This window comes from Mesorhizobium sp. WSM4808 (assembly GCF_055811675.1).
Genome location: NZ_JBVVQX010000016.1, coordinates 1 through 20,335 on the forward strand (window position 1 = coordinate 1; position 20,335 = coordinate 20,335).

Below are 20,335 nucleotides of genomic sequence, written 5' to 3' on the forward strand. Positions count from 1 at the left end.
CGCCCCGCCCGCCCGAAAGGCCGATGCCGCCGATCACGGCGACCAGCACGATGTCGTAGAGCAGCGTCGAATTGACGACGCGGGTGTTGATCGAATGCAGGCTCGCCGCCGTCAGCAGGCCGGCGACCAGTGCGACGAAAGCGGAAAGCACATAGCGCAGCACCAGCATCGGCCGCACCGGAATCCCGATGTTGCGGGCGGCAACCGGATTGTCGCCGGCGAAGTAGATGTAGCGGCCCCATTTGGTGTAGCGCAGGAACAGGAAGAAGAGGAAGGCGAGGCCGGCAAAGACGAACACCTCGACCGGAATATCGAGGAAGCGCAGGCCGCCGAGCAGCTCGACCCAATGGCCCTGCGGCACCGGCACCGCATCCTGCGTGATCAGCTGCGAGCGCACATAGCCGAAGACGAAGGAGCCTGTCGCCAGCGTCACGAAGATCGCGGGCACATCGGCATAGGCGACGAGAAAGCCGTTGAGCAGGCCGATGGCCAGCACACCGGCCAGCACATAGGCGAAGGCCAGCCCGTCCGGCGTTCCCGAATTCAGAAGTTGCAGATACCAGGCGACAGACATCGCCATGATCGCCACGGCGGAGAGGTCGATGCCGCGTCCGATGATGACGACGGCCATGCCGAGCGCAAGGATGCCCAGCACCGACACGGAGCGGACGATGGCGACGAGATTGTTGGGATCGATGAAACCCGGCAGGCCTATGGCCGCTGTAACGAACAGCACCACCGCTATGGCAAAGACAATGCCTTCCTGATTCAGGCTCCTGAAATTCGGCCAGCCGATCGTGTTCATGTCTGCGTTTGCCCCGATGGCAGCGCTGCCATCCCTGGGAAAGAACGCTAATCGGCCCAACGCCGGTTCGTCAAATGAATCCGCGCTCGGAACCCCGGCCGGCAGCGATATTTACCAAATGGACGCGTCGATTGCCGAAGCTGGCGCAATGCTCGGAAAACTCTGCACTTTTGGCAATTGCTTGCGCCATAGCCGCCACTCGCGAAAAGGCTGCACCAAGGCGAAAGGACAAGACGGAATTTATCTCCGCATCAGGCGGAAAAATCGATCTCAATTTCCCGGCGAGTGGCCGGAAACCTCCGCGCCCGCACCTGGCGGCAGCACGAGAAAACGCAACGCCGCCACCAGCCCGATGGCGCCGATCGCCAGGAAGGCTACTCGAAAATCCACAAGATCGAGGGCCGGCCGGTCCCTGGCGATCTGCGACAAATTGAGGATCGCCGCCGCCACCGCGACGCCGAACAACATCGCCACCTGCTGCAGCATCGAGGACAGCGTCGCCGCCGAGCTTCGTTGCGCCGCATCGATGTCGGCGAAGGCCAGTGTGTTGAGCGCGGTGAACTGCATCGAGCGCGACAGGCCGGCGATCAGCATCAGCGCCACCACCAGCACCTGTGGCGTCTGCGGCGAGATCGCAGCACATGCCATGATCGCCGCCGAAGCGATCAGGCCGTTGACGACCAGCACCGACCGGAAGCCGAAACGGCGCAGCGTTGGTGTCGTCACCGTCTTCATGCCGAGATTGCCGAGGAAATAGGCCAGGATCATCAAGCCGGCATCGACGGACGAGAGGCCAAAGCCGACCTGGAACAGCAGCGGCAACAGGAATGGCGTGGCGTTGATCGCCACCCGGAAAATGGTGCCGGCGGCGAGCGTCGAGATGGCGAAGGTCAGCACCTTGAACGAGGAGAGATCGAGCAGCGGATGCGGCGCGCGCCTGAGATGCCGCACCGCCAGCCAGCCGATGACGATGCCGGCTACGACCAGCAGCACCGTCGGAAGAACGCCGTCCTCCGGGTGCGCGATGCGTTCAAGGCCATAGAGAAGCAAGGCAAGCCCCGCCGATGTCAGGAAAAAACCCGGCCAGTCGAGCGGCTTGGGGTCGGCTTCGCGATCGCCCGGAATGAAGCGGGCGACCAGCACCAACCCGACCACGCCAAGCGGGATGTTGATGAAGAAATTCCAGTGCCAGGACAGATAGGTGGTGATGAAGCCGCCGAGCACCGGCCCGATCACCGGCGCAAACAGCGCCGGCCAGGTGATCAGTGCCGTGGCGTTCAGCAGCTCCGACTTCGACGCATTACGCAGTACCAGGATGCGCCCGACCGGCGTCATCAGCGCGCTGCCGAGCCCTTGCACGACACGTGCGGCGACGAACTGGGTCAGGTTTTGCGAGACGCCGCAGGCAAGCGAGGCCAGGGTGAACAGGACGATCGCCAGCAGGAAGATGTTACGTGCGCCGAACCGGTCGGCGAGCCAGCCCGACAGCGGCACGAATACGGCCATGGTCAGCATGTAGACCGTGATGCCGATGCTGATCGCCACCGCCGACACGCCGAAGGAAGCCCCCATCTGCGGCAGCGAGGTCGAGATGATCGTCGAATCCAGAAACTGCATGAAGAAAGCGATGGCGACAATCAGCGCCACGCGCCGCGCATTGGTGGCCGTTTCGGATAAGGTTGCGGTCTCGGGAACGGCTGTCATGACGGAACCGGTTTGAACAGCATCTCACCGGCGGCGTCCAGAGACCTCGCAACAAACTTTCGTGTCCCGCCTTGGCCTGCTATGGGATGAACGGGGTGGTCGAGGAAAGTGTCCGCGTAACATGAAGCCCATCTACATCGACTACCTCAATGCCCTCGACATCGACGCCCTTGCCATGACCGATGGCGAAATCATTGCCGCCGTCGAGGCTGGCCTGGTGGCGCAAGGCAAGGGCCAGACGGTGGTCGAACCGCGCGTCCATCTTGAGCCGGACCCGTCCTTCCACGGCCATTTCAACGTCTTGCGCGGCTACGTCGCGCCGCTCGACACGGCCGGCGTCAAGATCGTCGGCGACTATGTCGACAATTACCTGCATGGCCTGCCTTCCGAATTCGGCATCCTCAACCTGTTCGACCCGCGCACCGGCGCGCCGCGCGCCATCCTCGACGCCACCGTCATCACCGACATGCGCACAGGCGCCGTCACCGCCATCGGCGCCAGGCATCTGGCGCGAAAGAATTCCAAAGTGCTGGCCCATATCGGCGCGCGCGGCACCGCCTACTGGAATGTCCGCCTGCTCGACTATCTCTTCGATTTCGACGAGATCCGCGTCCATTCGCGCCGCCCGGAAAGCCGCGACGGTTTTGCCGCCAGACTGTCCGCCGATCTCGGCAAGACGGTGACGGCGGTCGCCGACTGGAAAAGCTGCATCGAGGGCGCCGACATTGTCGTCGAGGCCTCGCGGTTGCCGGAGCCGCAGCCATTGCTCAAGACCGAATGGATCAAGCCCGGCGCGTTGGTCGTGCCCTACGGCACGATGAGCGCGGTGGAACTGTCGTTGACCGATATTATGCAGAAGATCGTCGTCGACGATTGGGGCCAGTGCAAGGGCGGCAAGTTCGGCTCGCTGCGCGCCCATGTCGAGACCGGGCGGCTGAGCGAGAAGACGCTGCATGCCGAGCTTGGCCAGATCGCCGCCGGTCTGAAAGCCGGGCGCGAAAGCGACGCCGAAACGATCCTGTTCTGGCATCGCGGCCTGTCGCTGTCCGACATTGCGCTGGGTAAGGCGATGCTGGCCAAGGCCCCAGTGCAAGGCATCGGCCAGCGGCTGCGCTTCGCATGAGCGCGCTCGTCCTCACCGGAACCGGTGTCGGTATTGACGATGTCGCTGCGGTCGCCCGCGATGGGCGCAAGGTGGAGATTGGACCCGATGTCATCGGCAGGCTGGAAAAGGCACGAAAAGTGCTCGACCAAGCCGCCGCATCCGGCCAGAAGATCTATGGCCTGAACACCGGGCTCGGCGCCAATCTCGGCACCGCGGTCGACGGCGACGCCGGCGCCTTCCAGCGCCAGTTGCTTGAAGGACGCAGCGGCGCCGTCGGCGAGGTGCTGCCGGTCGAAGCCGTGCGGGCAACCATGGCCGCCCGCGCCGCGATGCTCTCGGTCGGCGGCTCCGGCCTGTCGCCTTCCGTCTTCGTCGCTTTGGTCGACGCGCTCAATGCCGGCGTCCATCCCGTCATGCCGTCGCTCGGCTCGATCGGCGCCGGCGACCTGGTGTTGATGACGGCACTCGCCCGCATGCTCACCGGCGAAGGCGAAGCCGACTATCAGGGCCGTCGCATGCCGGCAGCCAAGGCGCTGATGATGGCGCGCCTCGCCCCCATCAGCCTGGCGCCCAAGGACGGCCTGTCGCTGATCAACGCCTCGGCGGTATCCGCCGGCAGCGGCGCGCTTGCGGTGACGGATGCGCTGTCCGCCCTTGCCCAGCAGCAGCAGGCCGGCGCGCTGACCATGGAAGGTTTTGGCGCCAACCGCACCATCCTCGATCCGCGCCTGCATATGGCGCGTCCGGCGGCAGGCCAGCAGCAAGCAGCCAAGGTGCTGCACGATCTGCTCGTCCGCGACGAGGCGCCGGCGCCGACCACCTTGCAGGACCCGCTGTCGATCCGCTGCATGCCGTCGATCCATGGCGCGCTGATCGAGGCGGTCGGCCAGGCGAGACAGGCTGTCGAGATCGAACTGAACGCCGCCGCCGACAATCCGCTGGTGCTGGGCGATGATGAGCTGGTGCTGTCGACCGGCAATTTCCACACAGCCTCGCTGGCGCTCGCCTTCGAGACGCTCGGCCTGGCGATCGCCCAATGTGCCGCGGCCAGTGCAGCCCGCTTCATCCAGCTCACCGGTTCGGGCCGCAATGGCGTGCCGAAATATCTGTCGCCGGTCGGCGGCGCCTCGGCCGGCCTCGTACCGCTGCAGAAGACGGTGACGTCGATCCTGGCCGCCATCCGCCACAAGGCCAATCCGGTGATGCTCGACTTCCTGGCCGTGTCGGAAGGAGTCGAGGATCACGCCACGCAGACGCCTCTGGCGGTGGCAAAATGCGCCGGGATGATTGCGCTGTGGCGCCGCCTGATCGCCTTCGAATTGATGGCCGCCGCACAGGCCATCGACCTGCGCGACGGCTTCACATTGGCGCCACGCACCGCCGCAATTCACACGGCGATACGCTCGCTCGTCCCCATGCTGAAAGAGGACCGGCCGCTCGGTATCGACGCCGAGACGCTTTACGCCGCGCTCGCCGGCGGCAGTTGGCCGGCCTGACGTGGCTTCTCAGAAGACGATGGTCTTGTGGCCGTTGAGCATGACGCGGGCTTCGAGATGCAGCTTGACCGCGCGCGCCAGCACCCAGCTTTCGATGTCGCGCCCGACTGCAACGAAATCCTCGGCGCTCATCGCGTGGGTGACGCGTTCGGTCTCCTGGTCGATGATCGGGCCCTCGTCGAGGTCGGAGGTGACGTAATGCGCCGTCGCACCGATCAGCTTGACGCCGCGGTCGAAGGCCTGGTGATAAGGCTTGGCGCCCTTGAAGCTCGGCAGGAAGGAATGGTGGATGTTGATCGCCCGTCCGAACAGCCGGTCCGACAGGCCTTTCGAGAAGACCTGCATGTAGCGCGCCAGGATGACCAGTTCGGCCCCTGTCCGCTGCACCAGGTCCAGCAGCTTCTGTTCCTGTTCGGCCTTGTTCTCCCTGGTGGTCGGCCAATGGTGATAGGGAATGCCTTCCAACTCGGCGAAGCGGCGGGCATCCTCGTGGTTGGAGACGACGGCGGCAACCTCCGCGTTCAGCCAGCCGACCCTGATCTGGTACAGCAGATGGAGAAGCGCATGGTCGAACTTGGAGACCATGACGATGATCTTCGGGCGGCGCCCCTGATCGACGAGCGCGGTCTTCATGCCGAAGCGGTCGACGCTTGATTTCAAGGCCCGCTCCAGGCTGTCCCTGGTCGAGCCTGGCGGGCTGATGAAGGCGATCCGCATGAAAAAGCGATTGGTCTGCCGGTCCCAGAACTGGCTGCTTTCGGCGATGTTGGCGCCGGTCGCGGCAAGCTCCGCCGTGACGGCGGCGACGATCCCCGGCCGGTCCTCGCAGGAAAGCGTAAGAATATGAACCGGCGCGGCGTCGTCCGTCGCATTATTGTCTTGAGATTTCACGCCCTGTCGACCCTTTTCATGAACAGGCTGAGCTCAGCCGGATCCATATGCACCACATGCTTGTCTTCGGGATAGGCGAGACTGTTGACATCGGTAACATACTCCGAGAACGCGGCGATGCGCTCGGCCTGCAAACGATCATATTCGGCGGCGAAATTGCGATAGACCTTGGAATGGCGAGGCATGTGGCCCCGGTTCTGGCCGAGGATGTCGTCGGCGAACAGATATTGCGCATCGCAACCGGTGCCCGCCCCCATCGACAGCATGATCAGCGATGTGCGTTCCGAGATCGCCTTGGCGACCTCGACCGGCACCACTTCGATCTCGGCGCCGATGGCGCCGGCGGCCTCCAGCTGCTTGACCGCCGCGAAGATATCCATGGCGGTGTCGGCGGTCTTGCCGACGGCTTTGAAGCCGCCGGTCCAGGTTGCGCGGGAAGGAATGAGGCCGACATGGCCGATCACCGGGATATTGTCGTCCGCCATCCGCTTGATGGTGGCGTAGCCGGCGCTGCAATAGACCGCGTCGGCGCCGGCCTTGTAGAGCCGGAAAGCCCAGCGCACGAAATCGTCCGCCGTTCCGATCTCGTAGAAATTGTCTCCCGGCATGGTGAACAGGCTGGGGGCGGCGTCCCGGTATTGCGGGTTGAGCACCAGTTCGGGCGGCACCGAGACGATGTCGACCCCTGCGCGCTCCGCGGCCTCTGCCTCGTCCATCGTCAGCACGCGCAACATGGTCAGCTGGCGCTTGCCTTTCATGGCGCGCAAATCCGCCACCGTCGGTCTTTTTCGGCTCATCAACAGGGTTCCCTCAGTTGCATTCGGCGGCAGGTCAGCCGATCTGGATCATCACTTTGCCAGCCTCGACCTTCACTGGATAGGTGGCGAGATTGACGCACACCGGTGCGCCTCGGGCCACACCCGTCTTGTAGTTGAAGCGGCCATTGTGCTTGGGGCATTCGATGATGTCGTCCATCACCAGCCCATCGGCCAGATGCGCCTTCTCATGCGTGCAGTACCCGTCGGTTGCGAAGTACTCGTCATCGGGACTGCGATAGATGGCGAAGGTACGGCCGCCATGATCGAAGCGGATGACATCCTCTTCCTCGACATCGTCGACGCCGCACGCTTCAACCCAGTCGGCCATCTCTCGTCTCCTGCAACTCTATTCCGCCGCCGCCGGAACGGTCAGCGCATGGAACTCGTCCCGGTATGGCTTGGCCGTCGGCGGCAATTCACGCTTGAGAAAATAGTCCTCGTACTGAAGCTGCTTCAGCAGCACCGGCCAGACCTCGCGATAGGCATGCCACATCGAAGGGTTCGGCTCGGGCAGATCGTGCTTGATTAATTCATGCAGCCTCGGCAGCGCGTGATACGGCACCATCGGGAACATGTGGTGTTCGACATGATAGTTCATGTTCCAGTAGATGAAGCGGCTGATCGGGTTCATGTAGACGGTGCGCGTGTTCAGCCGGTGGTCGGTGACATTATCGGCCAGGCCAATATGCTGCAGCAGGCCGGTCAGCACCATGTGCCAGCTGCCGTAGAGGCGCGGCAGACCGATCAGCACCAGCGGCAGGAACGACCACAGATAGAGCGCCAGCACGATCGCCGCGGCATAGATGGCGACATGCCAGCGCGCGGCTGTGACCACCTTGTGAAGTTCCATCTCGGGGATAAAGCTTTTCTCGTCGGGCGAGATGCTGCCGAACGCATTGCGCACCAGCGTCGGCAGCGAATAGCGGAAATCGAGAATGCCGGTGAAGGCGAGTGCGGCGCGTAGCAGGTCCGGCGGACGCATCACCGCGATCTCGGCGTCGCGGCCGACGATGATCGTGTCGGTGTGATGGCGGGCATGGCTCCAGCGCCAGGTCACCGGGTTGCGCATCAGCATGAAGCTGGCGATCTGGTAGACGGCATCGTTCATCCAGCGCGTGCGGAAGGCGGTGCCGTGGCCGCACTCGTGCCAGCGCGAGTCGCTGGACGAGCCGTAGAGCACGCCATAGACGAGCAAGAACGGCACCACCCACCACGTGCCCCAGAACCAGACGATCCCGGCGGCAGAGCCCAATATGGCAACGATCCAGATGATCGTGTCGCGGATCGCCGGCCCGTCCGAGCGTTGCATCAGCTCTTTCATCGCCTTGCGCGGCACATCGGTGTGATACCACTCGGCCGAGGCCAGACCAGTCTCGATCGCGATGCGCGTGCTTTCCCCGACCAGGCTGTAGTCACGCTTTTTCTCCATCACATCGACCTCCGATTTCCGGCCCGCCAGCCGGAGCATTCGTTTCGCATCATGCCCTGTCCGCCAATCCCGGAAAATTGCCCGACGGCACAGGATAATCCTGTTGCGGCTGCCTGGCGATCGACGCGATCTTTGCTTCGGCCGCGGCGATCGCGCCGGCGCCGTCGAGCACCCGGAACACCGCGTCGTAAGAACGGCCTTCGCCATGCTCCAGCCAAATCATCTCGCCTCGCTCGCGCGCCGCGAGATTGCCCAAGACATGGTGTGTCGAGGGCTCTATGCCCAGCGCATACTGCCCTGCCTGGAAATTCTGCCATTGGTAGGCGCAAGGCAGCTGATCCTTGCGCGTGATCACTTCCAGGCCAAGCCCTATGCCGTCATTGACCACCGCCACCGGCACCTCGCCATTGGCGTCGGCCGCCATCTCATGCTGCCAGACCTGCTCGCTGAAGCCCAGTCGCGGCGCCGGCACGGTGCGGTAGCCGACCTTCTGCGCCTCGTAGCGTTCGCCTGCATGGCCAGCCCAGACGACGTCGCGGATCGGCGCCAGATAACGCGAACCCTCGTCGAGCAAGGGGTGGCTGACATTGACGTGGTAAAAATACATGTGCGGCGTGCGATTGAAGCCATGGTTGACGACGCGGTCCGACAGCCGGATCTCGTTGCCGCCGACATTGGCCTCGATACGCCGGATCAGATGCAAATCCTCGCCGAACACCGCCGATTGCTGAACGATGCCTTCGGCCCAAAGCACGCAGCGGTCGCCATCCCAGGCCTCGCCATAACCGGTCAACCGCGCTGGAATGGTGCCGACGCGACCATGCAGCGAATGGATCACGGTCTTCTTGCCCGGGTAGTTGTAGCTATCGGCAGGCACCTCTTCGCGGCCCAATATGTGGTCGAGGCCGCAGGTGACAAGCAGGCCTGAAAACGAGCGCGCCCAGGCGAGCCCGCCTTCCCCCTCATAATCGTGCAGGCCGGGATGGCGAAAACCGCTCGGCGAATGCCAGCCGATCGCCTGGCCCTTGAAGTCGCAGTCGGCGATGTCGAGCGCCCGGTCAACCAGGGTCGTGAAGCGCAGCCCCGTGCCGGTACGGAACTCCAGCATGCGGATGCCGCGTTCCACTCCGTCGCCAAGCGTCATCAGCCGCACGCCGGCAAATTGCGACAGCATGCCCGAACGTTCCGACACCTGCCGGCGCGAAAGCGTCTTGCCGTAGAGTTCTACCATGTGACGGCCAACTTCTTCACTTCGCTCTCGTCTCTTTCAGCAGGGCCGACATGTCGGCGCCGGTGATGATGCTCTCCACGGTCAGGAGATCGGTATCGGCAACCGTCTGCTCGGCGACGATCTCGCCGCGGCGCATGACGATGATGCGGTCGGCGACCTGGAACACGTGGTGGATGTTGTGGGTGATCAAAAGCACGGAATGACCGGCGTCGCGCACCTCCTTGACGAAGCGCAGCACGCCATGGGTTTCCTCGACACCGAGATTGTTGGTCGGCTCGTCGAGGATGATGACCTTGGCGGAGAACTGCATGGCGCGAGAAATCGCAATCGACTGCCGCTCGCCACCCGACAGCGTCGAGACCAGCGCATCGGCGTCGAGTTTTTTCGAGATGCCGACGCGCTTCAACAGCGCCGACGCCGCATCGCGCAATTTGGCGAAATCGAGCGGCGCGAACACGCCCAGCCATTTCAGCTTGACCGGTTCGCGCCCAAGGAAAAGATTGCGCGCAATGCTGAGATCCGGCGCCAGAGACGTATCCTGGTGGATGGTCTCGATGCCGAGGTCCATCGCATCGCGCGTCGAGCGGATCGAGACCTTATCGCCGCGCACATAGATGTCGCCACGGTCGATCGGAAACACACCGGAAATCGCCTTGATCAGCGTCGATTTGCCGGCGCCATTGTCGCCGAGCAAGGCCACCACCTCGCCCTCCTTGAGGGCAAAGGACGCATTCTTCAGCGCCCGAACGCTGCCGAAGGATTTTTGCAGATTCTGCAGCCGGAGAACTTCCATGATCAGCCCCTTGCAGCGTTCTTCTGCAGCAAAGCGTGCAGGATGAGCATGGCGAGGATGATGAGGCCGACGAAGATGTTGTAGGCGAGGCCCGGCACGCCGATCAGCACGATGCCGTTGCGGATCGCGCGCAGCATCAGCGCGCCGACGATGGTGCCGAGGATCGTGCCGCGCCCGCCGGTCAGCGCCGTGCCGCCGACCACCACCATGGCGATCACTTCGAGCTCATAGCCGGTGCCGGCCACCGGTGAGGCGGCCGAGATGCGGAAGGCGCTGATCATGCCGGCCAGTCCCGCAAGGACCGAAGTCAGGATGAACAGCCACACCTTGACGGCGTCCGCCGGCACGCCGCGCGCCACCGCCGCGTTCCGGTTGGAGCCGATGGCGCTGATCCAGTTGCCGAGCTTGGCATAGCGCAGCACGTAGATCGCCAGCAGCGAGAGACCGATGAACCACCACAGCGAGGTGTAGAACCGGAACGACCCGACATTGAAGCTGCCGGCCAGCAGCGTGACGAAAAAGCCTGGCTGGTCCCAGGATTTCAGCGGAAAGCCCTGCGTGATGTAGAGCGCCGCCCCGCGCACCACGAGCAGCATGGACAGCGTGACCAGGAAGGACGAAATGCCGATCTTGGTGACGATCAGCCCGTTGATGGCGCCGATGGCGATGCACAGCAGAAGCCCGGCCAGAAGCGCGATGCCGATATCGACGCCTCCGTTCTGCACCAGTAGCATGACGACGACCGGCGCCAGCCCGAACACGGCACCAACCGACAGGTCGAATTCGCCCGCCGTCAGAAGCAGCGTCATGCCGAGCGCGATAATGCCGAGCTCGGGGAGGAACGCCATCATGTTGGAGATGTTGAGCGGCGACAGGAAATTGGCATCGGCGATGGCGAACACCGCGAGCAGGACAATGAGGATGATGAGCGAGGAGAATTGCGGCGAGCGCATAAGGCTCGAGCTGCGTTTTCCGACAGGCATTTCGTCTTCTGCGGCGATCATCATGACTGCTTGAACCATGCTTTGAAATGGTACCCGCGGCCTGCGCCGCGGGCACCGGTTTTCACTTCGTGTCGTAGAGTTTCAGGATCGGTTCGACGCTCGAGGCGTCGTAGAGGCTGAAAGTATGGATGTCGTAGCCGATCGGTTCGCCCGACGCGGCGAGCCCGAGCAGCGCCACCGGCATGAAGCCTTGCGCAGACGGGAACTGCCAGGCGGCCGCGTTGACGAAGCCGGACTTCACGGCTTCCGCGGTTTCCTTCGAATTGCCCCAGCCGACGACCGGGATCTTGCCGGCCGGCACACCGGCGCCGTCGAACACCCGCTTGACGCTGGCCGCGACGGAATCGCCGAGCGCGATGATCGCCGGCGGATTGTTGGCCACCATATAGTCGGTCATCTTGGCAATGATGCCGGCCGGGTCGGTGCCGCAATCGACCACATCATATTTGATCCCCAACGGATCGAAGACGCTGGCGATGCCTTCGGTCTCCAGCTGCTGATAGCTGGCGCCAGGCACTTCCACCGGCAGGAACACCTTGTCGCCCTGCTTCACCATCTTGTGGTCGACAAGATACTTGGCCCAGATGACCCCCGCCTCCTTGAGATCGGCGCCGACATAGGCCTGCCGTCCGGTCGCCGGATCGTCTGTGTTGAAGAACACGATCGGGATCCCGGCCGCCTTGGCAGCCTTCACTTCCTCGGTCCACAGGCCCGGCTGGGCCGAGGTGGTGGCGATGCCGTCGGGCTTGGCCGCAAGCGCGGAATTGAAGGCCTCCTTCTGCGCCGCCATGTCGCCGCCGCTGAAGGAAATCTTGCAGGTAACCTTGAGTTGGTCGCAGGCTTTGGTTGCGCCGGCATTCCAGTCCAGCCAGAACGCATCCGACGGGCCGCCATGCGACAGCAGGTAGAACGTCTTCTGGCCATCCTGCGCCATTACCGGCGAGGCGAATGCGATGCCCGCGAAAACAGTCGCGGCCGCTGCCAGTTTCAATCCGAATTTCAACACTGCAATTCCTCCCTTGTTGTTGCTTCCAAGCCGGATGCACCGCCGGGAAAGGGCGGCGCACAGCTGGTCAGAGACCGTTGGCGCGGAACTTGTCGTCGAGAAATTTCTTGGCCCTCGGCACGTCGTCTTCCGAAAGGTGTTCGATGATCACCGGGATGTTCGGGTTCTTCTGCGACAGGCGCTGCAGATAGAGGTCGTAGTTCAGCGAGCCGGTGCCCGGCGCGTTGAGGACCATCTCGCCAACGCCGCGGAAGGTGTGCGAGGCCAGCGCGTCGTCATCGCCGATGTCCGCATGCTTCTCGCTCTTGTCGTCGCCGGCTCGTGCGACATCCTTGGCATGCGCGATCTTGACCTTGTCGGCCAGCGTGTCGAACACCTGGTTCAGCACCTTGTCCATCTGGTCGATGTTGTGGCTTTCGAAGTAGTTGGTCGGATCCATCAGCAGGCCGAGGCCCGGATGGTCGACCTGCGCGAACATCCTCACCGTTTCCTCGACCGAGCCGACGACATTGTTGACGTAGGTTTCGAGCAGGAACATTGAGCCGTGGTCATAGGCTTCCTGCGCCAGTTCGGAGATCACCTTGCGGCACATCTCAAAACCCTCTTCGGACTTGTTCTTGGGATCGCTCATCCACTCGCTCTCGGTGTTGTAGGTACCGGTCTCCGAGATCACGTAAGGACTGCCGAGCTGGCGGGCGTTGCGGATGATTTCCTTCAGCCGATCGACATTCGCCTTGCGGTGCGCGAGGTCGGGATGAATGACATTGGTGTAGCCCGAGATGCAGCAGATCGGCAGGTCGTGGGCACGGAACGTGTCGCGAACCTTCTTGGCCTTATCCTTGGTGATCTGGCCGGCCGACAGGTCGATATCCTTGAAATGAAGGTCGAGCTGCACGGTGTTGAAACCGTGGCCACGGATCTTCTTCGCCGTCTCTTCGAGGCCGTACGGGAAATAGCCCGTGAAAATACCTGCCTGCATCATGGTGTGAATTCCTCCCTGTAAGCGATTCAGTTGTCTGGTGTTTCAGTTGCGGTGATCAGGTAGCGATTTCGGAAAGCTTGACCGTGCGGCCCTCGTCGATCGAGCGATAACCCGCCTCGACCAGCGCCATGGTCTTGACGTTGTCGGCGACCGACAGCGCCGGCGGTGTGCCGGTCTTCACCGCGTGCTGGAGCTGCTCCATCACCCCGATAAAGGCATGCGGGAACCACATCGTGTCCCAGCTCGGACTGACCCACTCGCCTCCGGTCGTCTCGGTCGAGGCATAGGTCAGCGTCGAGGCAGCGCCCGTCGGCCAGCCAATGGTGCCCTTCGCGACCCCCTTGCTGCCGTCGACGCGCCAGTTGATGTGCTGGTCGTCCTTGTAGCCATCCTGACGCGGACCGGACCAGACATCCTCCAGCGACACGGCAAGCACACCGGACGGGAAGCGCAGCGTCGACACGGTGATGCCGTCGGAATGGTCGAATGTCGTGCGCGGATCCTTGCGTGTCAGCGTGGTGATCTCGTCGGGATCGCCGAACAGAAAGCGCAGCACGTCGAGATGATGCACACTCATATTGGCGAGCGTCAGCCGGTCATAGTCCTCGAGGAAGCTCTGCCAGTGCGGGATGGCGTGCATGTCGATCTGCGCGAAGACGATGTCGCCCAGCGCGCCGCTGTCGATGATCTGCTTCAAAACGCGCATCGACTGGTCGTAGCGCATGTTCTGGTTGACCGAGAGGATCTTGCCGGCCTTGGCCGCCTCGTCACGCAGCTTGACCGCTTCCTCGACCGACAAGGCCAACGGCTTCTGCGCCAGGATCGCCTTGATGTGCTTCTGCTTCAGCGCGTGACGGATCAGCGCCGGCTGCAGGTCGGGCGGGAAAGCAAGGTCGATGATCTCGACATTTTCGTCCTCGATTAGTTTTTCCGGTGTGTCGTGGACGGTCGGAATGCCCCAGCGCGTCGCCACCTTCTCGGCGCTGGCCTTGGTGCGCGAGGCGATTGCCACCACCGGGAACCCAGCTTCCTTGTAGGCGGCGAGATGGCACTCGGCCATGATCATGCCTGCGCCGACGCAGCCGATCTTGTATTCCTTCGTGCGGACCTTCACGTCCGGCTCGAAGCCTTTGCTTCCCATCTCTTCCTCCCGAAACTCTTTCCTTGCGGCGGCCGTCATCGTGCCAACGCTCCGCCGCTCTGTTCGAAATAATGCACTCTGGCCGGCTCGCAGGATATCGCCACCATGGCATCCGGCCGGATGTCGGGCTGGCCGCGCAGCAATGCCTTCAGCCGCGCCTGCCCGGCAGCGAGCGTCACCACGGTATAGCCGCCAAGCGGCTCGACCTCGAACACTCGCGCCGGGCGGCCCGGGCCCCCATCCGCCCACGGTCTAACCTTGATGTCCTCCGGCCTCAGCCCGATCTCCACGGCGTCGGCGGGCGCTGTCTTGTCGTCGATGCGAATCGTGCCTTCAGCCGCTTCGACACCGCCCTCGCCGCGCGCCGATCTGAGGATGTTCATCATCGGCGAACCAAGCAGCCTTGCCACATAGGTGCTGGCCGGGCGGTCGTAAATCTCTGCCGGCGTACCGATCTGCCTGATCTTGCCGTCCTCCAGGATAGCGATGCGGTCGGCGACCGACATCGCCTCTTCCTGGTCATGCGTGACGTAGATCAGCGTCTTGCCGAGTTCGCGCTGGATGCGCTTCAGCTCGACGCGCGTTTCCTCGCGCAGCCTGGCGTCTAGCGCCGAGATCGGATCGTCCATCAGATAGGCATTGGGATCGCGCACCAGAGCCCGCGCGATCGCCACGCGCTGCCGCTCCCCGCCCGAAAGCTGTCCCGGCGGCTTGTGCAGGATATGGCCGATATGCAGCTTCGCCGCGACGTCGGTGACCCGCCGCTTGATCTCGGTCTCCGCGACCCGGCGTTCGACCAGGGGAAAGCGGACATTTTCGAGCGCGCTCATATGCGGGAACAGCGCCAGGTTCTGGAACACCATCGCCACGTTGCGCTCGGCCGGCGACATCGCGTTGACCGGCCTGCCTCCGATCAGGATTTCGCCGGTGTCAGGTGTCTCCAGCCCGAGCACCAGGCGCAGGATCGTCGACTTGCCCGACAGCGGCGGACCGAAGAAGCAGAAGAACTCATTGTCGTTAACGGTGAACGAGGCGTCATCGACGGCGAGTGTATTGCCGTAGCGTTTGGTCACATTACGGAAGACGATATCGGCCATGGCTCAGGTCGCTCCACGGATCAGTGACAGGTAGCGAACGCCGGCGCCGCCCCTCATCCGCCTGCCGGCACCTTCTCCCCGTATAGGGACGGGGAGAAGGGAGAAGCTCCAACGATGACGCCCCCCTCTCCCCGTCTCTACACGGGGAGAGGGTAAGGGTGAGGGGCGGCGCCAACTTGCGAAAATTTGCCGGACCAACATCTCAGCCTCCCACCCTCATGGCGCGGCCGGTAGCGGCGTCGAAGACGCGCACCGACGACGTAGTGGGGGCGATGACAGCGGTGTCGCCGATAGCCAGTCCGACATCATTGTCGAACACCGTTTTCACAGCCGCCTCGCCCTGGCCGAGATGAACGATGGTGCGCGCACCGATCCGTTCGACAAAGGTCACCGGCATTGCGAGCCCCTGCCCATTCTGCACCAACGTCGCCTGTTCAGGCCGGAATCCGTAAAGCACCTCGCCGCGCGCACCGCGCATGGCCATCGCGAGTTCGCCCGGCAGCGGCGGCGTGACGCCCAGCGGTCCGAGATCGACGACCAGTCCGCGGTCGCTCTCCGCTGGCCTGCCCTTGAGCAGATTCATGCCCGGCGCACCGATAAAGCGGGCGACGAAGACATTGGCCGGATCGTTGTAGACCTCGAGCGGCGTGCCGACCTGCTGCAGCACGCCATGATCCATGACCGCGATGCGGTCGGCCATGGTCATCGCCTCGAGCTGATCGTGGGTGACATACACCATGGTCTGGCGGAACTGCCGCTGCAGCTGCTTCAGTTCGGTGCGCATGACGGCCCGGAAAGCGGCGTCGACATTGGACAGCGGCTCGTCGAGCAGGAAGATCGCCGGCTCCATGATCGCCGAGCGGCCGATCGCCACCCGTTGCAATATATTGACCGACAGCCTGTCGGCCTTGCGGTCGAGCAGCGGCGAAAGCTGCAGCATCTCGGCGATGGCGCCGACGCGGCGATCGATCTCGGCTTTGGCAGCCCCCCGCATTTTTGGTCCATAGGCAAGGTTCTGGCGCACCGTCATATGCGTGAAGATGGCGTAGTTCTGGAAGACGAAGCCGACGCCGCGCCGGCCCATCGGCACGCCGGCCATGTCACGCTCGCCAAACAGGATCTTGCCGCCGGTCGGCTCTTCCATGCCGGCGATCATGTTCATCGTCGTCGACTTGCCGCAGCCCGACGGGCCGAGCAGCGCCATGAACTCGCCATCGGCAATTGCCAAATCCATGGTCTTCAGCGCGGTGAAGTCGCCGAATTTCTTGACCAGGTTTTGCAAGTGGATCGCGCTCATGCCGCTACCTCGCGTGCCCGCGCCATGCGCTTCATGGCAAACACCGCGACGATCGACAGCACGACCAAAATGGCCAGCGCGATCGCCGCCACATAGCCCCAGATCAAATCCTGCGTGGTGAGCTTGTAGATGTAGACCGAGATGGTTTCGGTGGCGACGCCGGGGCCACCTCCGGTCATGATGTAGAGCGTGTCGAAGATCTTGAAGTTCTCGATTACCCGGATCGCCAGCGCGATGATGATGATCGTCTTCATCTTCGGCAGCACGATGGTGACGAAGCGCTGCCACGGATTGGCGCCGAGCAGCGTCGCCGCCTTGATCTGGTCCTCCGGCACGCCGACCAGGCCGGCAAGCAGGATAAGGAACATCAGCGGCGTCCATTGCCAGATGTCGGCGACCATCACCGCAATCAGCGCCAGAGTCGGATCCGACAGCCAGGCGATGGTGACGGGAGATCCGGTGAGCGCCGACAAGATGTCGTTCACCGGCCCTCCCGACTGGAACAGCATGAAGAACATGTAGCCGGCCACCGCCGGCACCACCATCATCGGCATCAGCAGGATCGAATAGAAGGCGCGCTTGCCCGGGAAATCGTCGGCAAACAGCGTCGCCAGCGCTAGCCCAAGCAGGAATTCCGCCGGCACGCAGACGATCATGACAATGACCGTACGCTTCAGCGCGCTCCAGAAGCGCGCGTCGGCGGCGAGATCGGTGTAGTTGGCAAAGCTGTTCCACATCGACCAGGCGTTCCACCAGCCGGTGCCCGACAGGGGCGACCAGTCGGTGACGCTGATGTAGAGCTGCATCAACAGCGGGAAGGCCGAGATGAACAGCACCAGGATCTGCGCAGGCAGCGTCAGCCGGAAACCCAGCCTTGCGCCCTCATCGCGCGAAACCGGCTTTGCTCCGACGGCTTTCATCTCATCCTTGGACGTCATGGCAGTCACCGCGCTCATTGCTTGAGCGCCCCGAACGTCAACCCGCGCACCAGATGGCGTTGGATGGCGATGCCCATGATGACCGGCGGCACGGCCGCGATCAGGCCAAGCGCCGCCTTGGCGCCATAGAGCTGCCCGGTCATCGAGGAGGATAGCGAGGCCATGTAGACCGGGATCGTCACCCATTCGCGCGTCGTCAGAAGCAGCGCGATCAGATAGTCCGACCAGTTGAGGATGAAGACGAAGAGCGCGGCACTTGCGAGCGGCGCGCGCATCATCGGCAGCGTGATGCGGGTGAAGACGCGCAGCCGCGAACAGCCTTCGACAAGCGCTGCCTCCTCGATCTCGCGCGGCATGTCGTCGAAGAAGGTCTTCATCAGCCAGAAGGCGAACGGCAAGGTGACGATGCCGTAGATCAGCGCCAGGCCCCACCAGCTGTCGGTGAAGTTGAGGAAAGCCCACATGATCATCACCGGGATCATGACCGCCATCGGCGGAAAGATCCTGAGTTGGATCAGCGCCAGCGGCAGGTTCTGGCCGGAGCCGAAACGCGACAGCCCATAAGCCGCGGCTGTGCCCGCCGACATGGCGATCACCGTGCCGAAAACCGCCGACAGCAGCGATGCGAGGATCGGCTTCAGCGCGTTACGGTCGAGCGCGACGATCAAATTGTTGGTCGACTCGCCGAAGACGAAACGGAAATTGCTGAGCGTCGGGTTCTTCGGCCACCAGGTCAGTTCGGCGCCGGTCGCCGACCATTCGGCGATCGGCTTGAACGCCATCGACACCATCCACAGGATCGGCACCAGCGTCACCGCCATGGCCGCGAAGATCGCGGCATAGCGGAATATCAGGAAAGGAACGGAACGCTTCATCTGGCGGCTTTGCTGGTGGCGTTGTGGGCGGAGGGGAGAAGTAGGCTCCTCCCCTCCTTCGATATGATCCAGGGAGAAGGATCAGACGATTGGATCGAGAACTGTCGGCCAGGCCTCCTTGTTGGTCTTGATGGCTTCGAGCAGTTTGTCCTCGCCGGTGCGCCGGGCGATCTTTTTCCACTCTGCCTCGGTGTCGGCCATCGCCTGCTCCGATGTCTTGGCCTTGGTCAGCGCCGCCATCAGGTTCTCGTCGAGCGCATTGTGGAAGGCTGTCGCGCCGGGATAGTTGATGGTCGGCACGGTGCGGGCGACCGTCTCGCGCACGACGTCCATGTGGTAGGCATGATAGGTCTGGCGCACCAGCGGATCGGAGAAGTCCGAAAGCCGGAACGGGTCCAGATAACCGCCGGGGTTGGCACTCATCCAGGCATAGATGCGGGCCGAGCCCAGCCATTGCAGCAGGAGGTAGGCGACCTCCTGGTTCTTCGACTGCGACGAGACCATGCCGGTCAGCGAGAACCACAGCACGGAACGGCTGATCAGCTTGCCGCCGATCTCGCGGCCGGGCGGCAGCATCGAGCCGATCTTGCCGGTGACGGCTGAATCCTTGTTGCCGGCATTGTCGAGGAATTTCGGCAGGTTGGAGAAGGCGCAGGTCATCGCCGCACCACCCTTGGCGAAGTTGCCATATTGCTCCGGCCAGCCCCAGGAGATCGCATCCGGCGAATGATGCGCGAGCGAAGCAACATATTCGTTGGTGGCGGCGATGCCTTGCTCGGAATTGATCATCGGCTTGCCGTCATCGCCAAACAGGAACTGGTTGGGCGAAGCCATCGAGACATAGCGCTGGTACCAGTTCGTGTAGCCCCAGCCCTGGTTGCGCAGGTCGGTCGAGCCGAACAGGCCCTTGTCCGGTCGCTGGAAGAAGGCGGCGATGTCGCCATGCTGCTTCCAGGTCTTCGGCGGCGCCAGATCGTAGCCGTATTTGTCCTTGAAGGCCTTCTTCTCGGCTTCGTCGCCGAACAGGTCGGTGCGGTAGACCCAGGTCTGGAAGTCGCCGTCCAGCGACACGCCATAGTTCGAGCCGCGGTATTTGTTGAGCAGCGACACGCCCTTGGCGCCGTTGACATAGCCGCTGACGGGATCGTCCCATTCAGGCTTATGCTGCGCGACAAAGTCGTCGAGCTTGGCGATGCCGCCGGTTTCGGCGAGGTCGCCGAGGCGGTTCCATTCGGTCGAGTAGATGTCGTAGGCCCCACCCTTGGTGGAGATGTCCTGCATCGTCTTGGTGAATTCCTGGCCGTTCGGCAGACCGACGATTTCGATCGCGATGCCGGTTTCCTTTTCCCACAGCTCCTTGATCGACGGCGCACCGGCCGGGAACGGCTGCGTGAGCTGGCCGATCGAGCCGTCGGACAGGCCGAGCACGATCTTGGTCGGCGCCTTGCCGGCGCCCTTCAGCGCCTTCGCCGCCTCGATGGCGCGGCCTTCCGGCGTATCGGCGCCATACTGGTAGCGCTCGGCCCCTTCGAAGCCCGTCGGGCCGCCGATCATGCCTGGCGCCAGCGCGTCGGCCGCATAGGCACGGCCGGGACGAATGAATTGGGGTGCGATACCAGCAGCGGCCATCATGACGGCCGCCTTTCCTCCAGATGCCAGCAGCCGGCGCCGCGAGATGCGGATCAAGTCAGACATTGAAACTCCTCCCTCAGGGCCACGTTTC

At 63.4% G+C, this 20,335-nt stretch carries 19 protein-coding genes; 2 read left to right on the forward strand and 17 right to left on the reverse strand.

The window, feature by feature from the left end:
• On the reverse strand, positions 1 to 805 hold an 805-nt coding region (locus AC0L2U_RS25435; RefSeq protein ID WP_292634573.1), incomplete at its 3' end, for an ABC transporter permease.
• 270 nt (positions 806 to 1,075) lie between these two features.
• Positions 1,076 to 2,509: a DHA2 family efflux MFS transporter permease subunit gene (locus AC0L2U_RS25440; protein WP_292136751.1), complete on the reverse strand. Its 1,434-nt coding sequence runs from the start codon at positions 2,507 to 2,509 to the stop codon at positions 1,076 to 1,078.
• A gap of 121 nt (positions 2,510 to 2,630) precedes the next feature.
• Between AC0L2U_RS25440 and AC0L2U_RS25445 the strand changes: the two genes are divergently transcribed.
• Both AC0L2U_RS25445 and AC0L2U_RS25450 read left to right on the forward strand, forming a co-directional pair.
• The gene (locus tag AC0L2U_RS25445; RefSeq protein ID WP_473602814.1) at positions 2,631 to 3,632 is read left to right on the forward strand and encodes an ornithine cyclodeaminase family protein; all 1,002 of its coding nucleotides are present in this window, start codon (positions 2,631 to 2,633) and stop codon (positions 3,630 to 3,632) included.
• A complete protein-coding gene (locus tag AC0L2U_RS25450; RefSeq protein ID WP_292136757.1) occupies positions 3,629 to 5,110 on the forward strand; it encodes an HAL/PAL/TAL family ammonia-lyase in 1,482 nt (493 codons plus the stop codon). Before AC0L2U_RS25445 ends, AC0L2U_RS25450 begins: the two co-directional genes overlap by 4 nt.
• 9 nt (positions 5,111 to 5,119) lie before the next feature.
• Here AC0L2U_RS25450 and purU read toward each other — a convergent pair whose 3' ends face one another.
• The 15 genes from purU to AC0L2U_RS25525 form a co-directional block, all read right to left on the reverse strand.
• Complete coding sequence (purU, locus tag AC0L2U_RS25455) at positions 5,120 to 6,001, reverse strand: formyltetrahydrofolate deformylase (protein WP_128364683.1); 882 nt, start codon at positions 5,999 to 6,001, stop codon at positions 5,120 to 5,122.
• Complete coding sequence (locus tag AC0L2U_RS25460) at positions 5,998 to 6,798, reverse strand: 3-methyl-2-oxobutanoate hydroxymethyltransferase (protein ID WP_128364684.1); 801 nt, start codon at positions 6,796 to 6,798, stop codon at positions 5,998 to 6,000. Before AC0L2U_RS25460 ends, purU begins: the two co-directional genes overlap by 4 nt.
• Positions 6,799 to 6,832: 34 nt before the next feature.
• Positions 6,833 to 7,147: a MocE family 2Fe-2S type ferredoxin gene (locus AC0L2U_RS25465; protein WP_013530832.1), complete on the reverse strand. Its 315-nt coding sequence runs from the start codon at positions 7,145 to 7,147 to the stop codon at positions 6,833 to 6,835.
• Positions 7,148 to 7,165: 18 nt separating this feature from the next.
• A complete protein-coding gene (locus tag AC0L2U_RS25470; RefSeq protein ID WP_245486817.1) occupies positions 7,166 to 8,248 on the reverse strand; it encodes a fatty acid desaturase family protein in 1,083 nt (360 codons plus the stop codon).
• 49 nt (positions 8,249 to 8,297) lie between these two features.
• Complete coding sequence (locus tag AC0L2U_RS25475) at positions 8,298 to 9,479, reverse strand: aldose 1-epimerase family protein (RefSeq protein ID WP_292681334.1); 1,182 nt, start codon at positions 9,477 to 9,479, stop codon at positions 8,298 to 8,300.
• A 16-nt stretch (positions 9,480 to 9,495) separates the two neighbouring features.
• Positions 9,496 to 10,278, reverse strand: coding sequence for an ATP-binding cassette domain-containing protein (locus AC0L2U_RS25480; RefSeq protein WP_473602858.1), 783 nt, complete (start codon positions 10,276 to 10,278; stop codon positions 9,496 to 9,498).
• Positions 10,275 to 11,276, reverse strand: coding sequence for an ABC transporter permease (locus AC0L2U_RS25485; RefSeq protein ID WP_473602815.1), 1,002 nt, complete (start codon positions 11,274 to 11,276; stop codon positions 10,275 to 10,277). The genes AC0L2U_RS25480 and AC0L2U_RS25485 overlap by 4 nt, the downstream gene beginning before the upstream one ends.
• A 61-nt stretch (positions 11,277 to 11,337) precedes the next feature.
• Positions 11,338 to 12,282, reverse strand: coding sequence for a sugar ABC transporter substrate-binding protein (locus AC0L2U_RS25490; RefSeq protein ID WP_127382086.1), 945 nt, complete (start codon positions 12,280 to 12,282; stop codon positions 11,338 to 11,340).
• A gap of 67 nt (positions 12,283 to 12,349) precedes the next feature.
• Positions 12,350 to 13,264, reverse strand: a complete 915-nt coding sequence (locus AC0L2U_RS25495; protein ID WP_127317901.1) for a sugar phosphate isomerase/epimerase family protein — start codon at positions 13,262 to 13,264, stop codon at positions 12,350 to 12,352.
• Between the two features lie 55 nt (positions 13,265 to 13,319).
• Positions 13,320 to 14,405, reverse strand: a complete 1,086-nt coding sequence (locus AC0L2U_RS25500; RefSeq protein ID WP_127317899.1) for a Gfo/Idh/MocA family protein — start codon at positions 14,403 to 14,405, stop codon at positions 13,320 to 13,322.
• A gap of 35 nt (positions 14,406 to 14,440) precedes the next feature.
• A complete protein-coding gene (locus AC0L2U_RS25505; protein WP_127267577.1) occupies positions 14,441 to 15,502 on the reverse strand; it encodes an ABC transporter ATP-binding protein in 1,062 nt (353 codons plus the stop codon).
• A 202-nt stretch (positions 15,503 to 15,704) separates the two neighbouring features.
• Positions 15,705 to 16,799: an ABC transporter ATP-binding protein gene (locus AC0L2U_RS25510; RefSeq protein ID WP_127809914.1), complete on the reverse strand. Its 1,095-nt coding sequence runs from the start codon at positions 16,797 to 16,799 to the stop codon at positions 15,705 to 15,707.
• Positions 16,796 to 17,755: a carbohydrate ABC transporter permease gene (locus AC0L2U_RS25515; protein WP_127331046.1), complete on the reverse strand. Its 960-nt coding sequence runs from the start codon at positions 17,753 to 17,755 to the stop codon at positions 16,796 to 16,798. The genes AC0L2U_RS25510 and AC0L2U_RS25515 overlap by 4 nt, the downstream gene beginning before the upstream one ends.
• Complete coding sequence (locus AC0L2U_RS25520) at positions 17,752 to 18,612, reverse strand: carbohydrate ABC transporter permease (RefSeq protein ID WP_127269508.1); 861 nt, start codon at positions 18,610 to 18,612, stop codon at positions 17,752 to 17,754. Before AC0L2U_RS25520 ends, AC0L2U_RS25515 begins: the two co-directional genes overlap by 4 nt.
• 81 nt (positions 18,613 to 18,693) lie before the next feature.
• On the reverse strand, positions 18,694 to 20,307 hold the full coding sequence (locus AC0L2U_RS25525) for an extracellular solute-binding protein (RefSeq protein WP_127331050.1): 1,614 nt from the start codon (positions 20,305 to 20,307) through the stop codon (positions 18,694 to 18,696).
• Positions 20,308 to 20,335 lie beyond the last annotated feature (28 nt).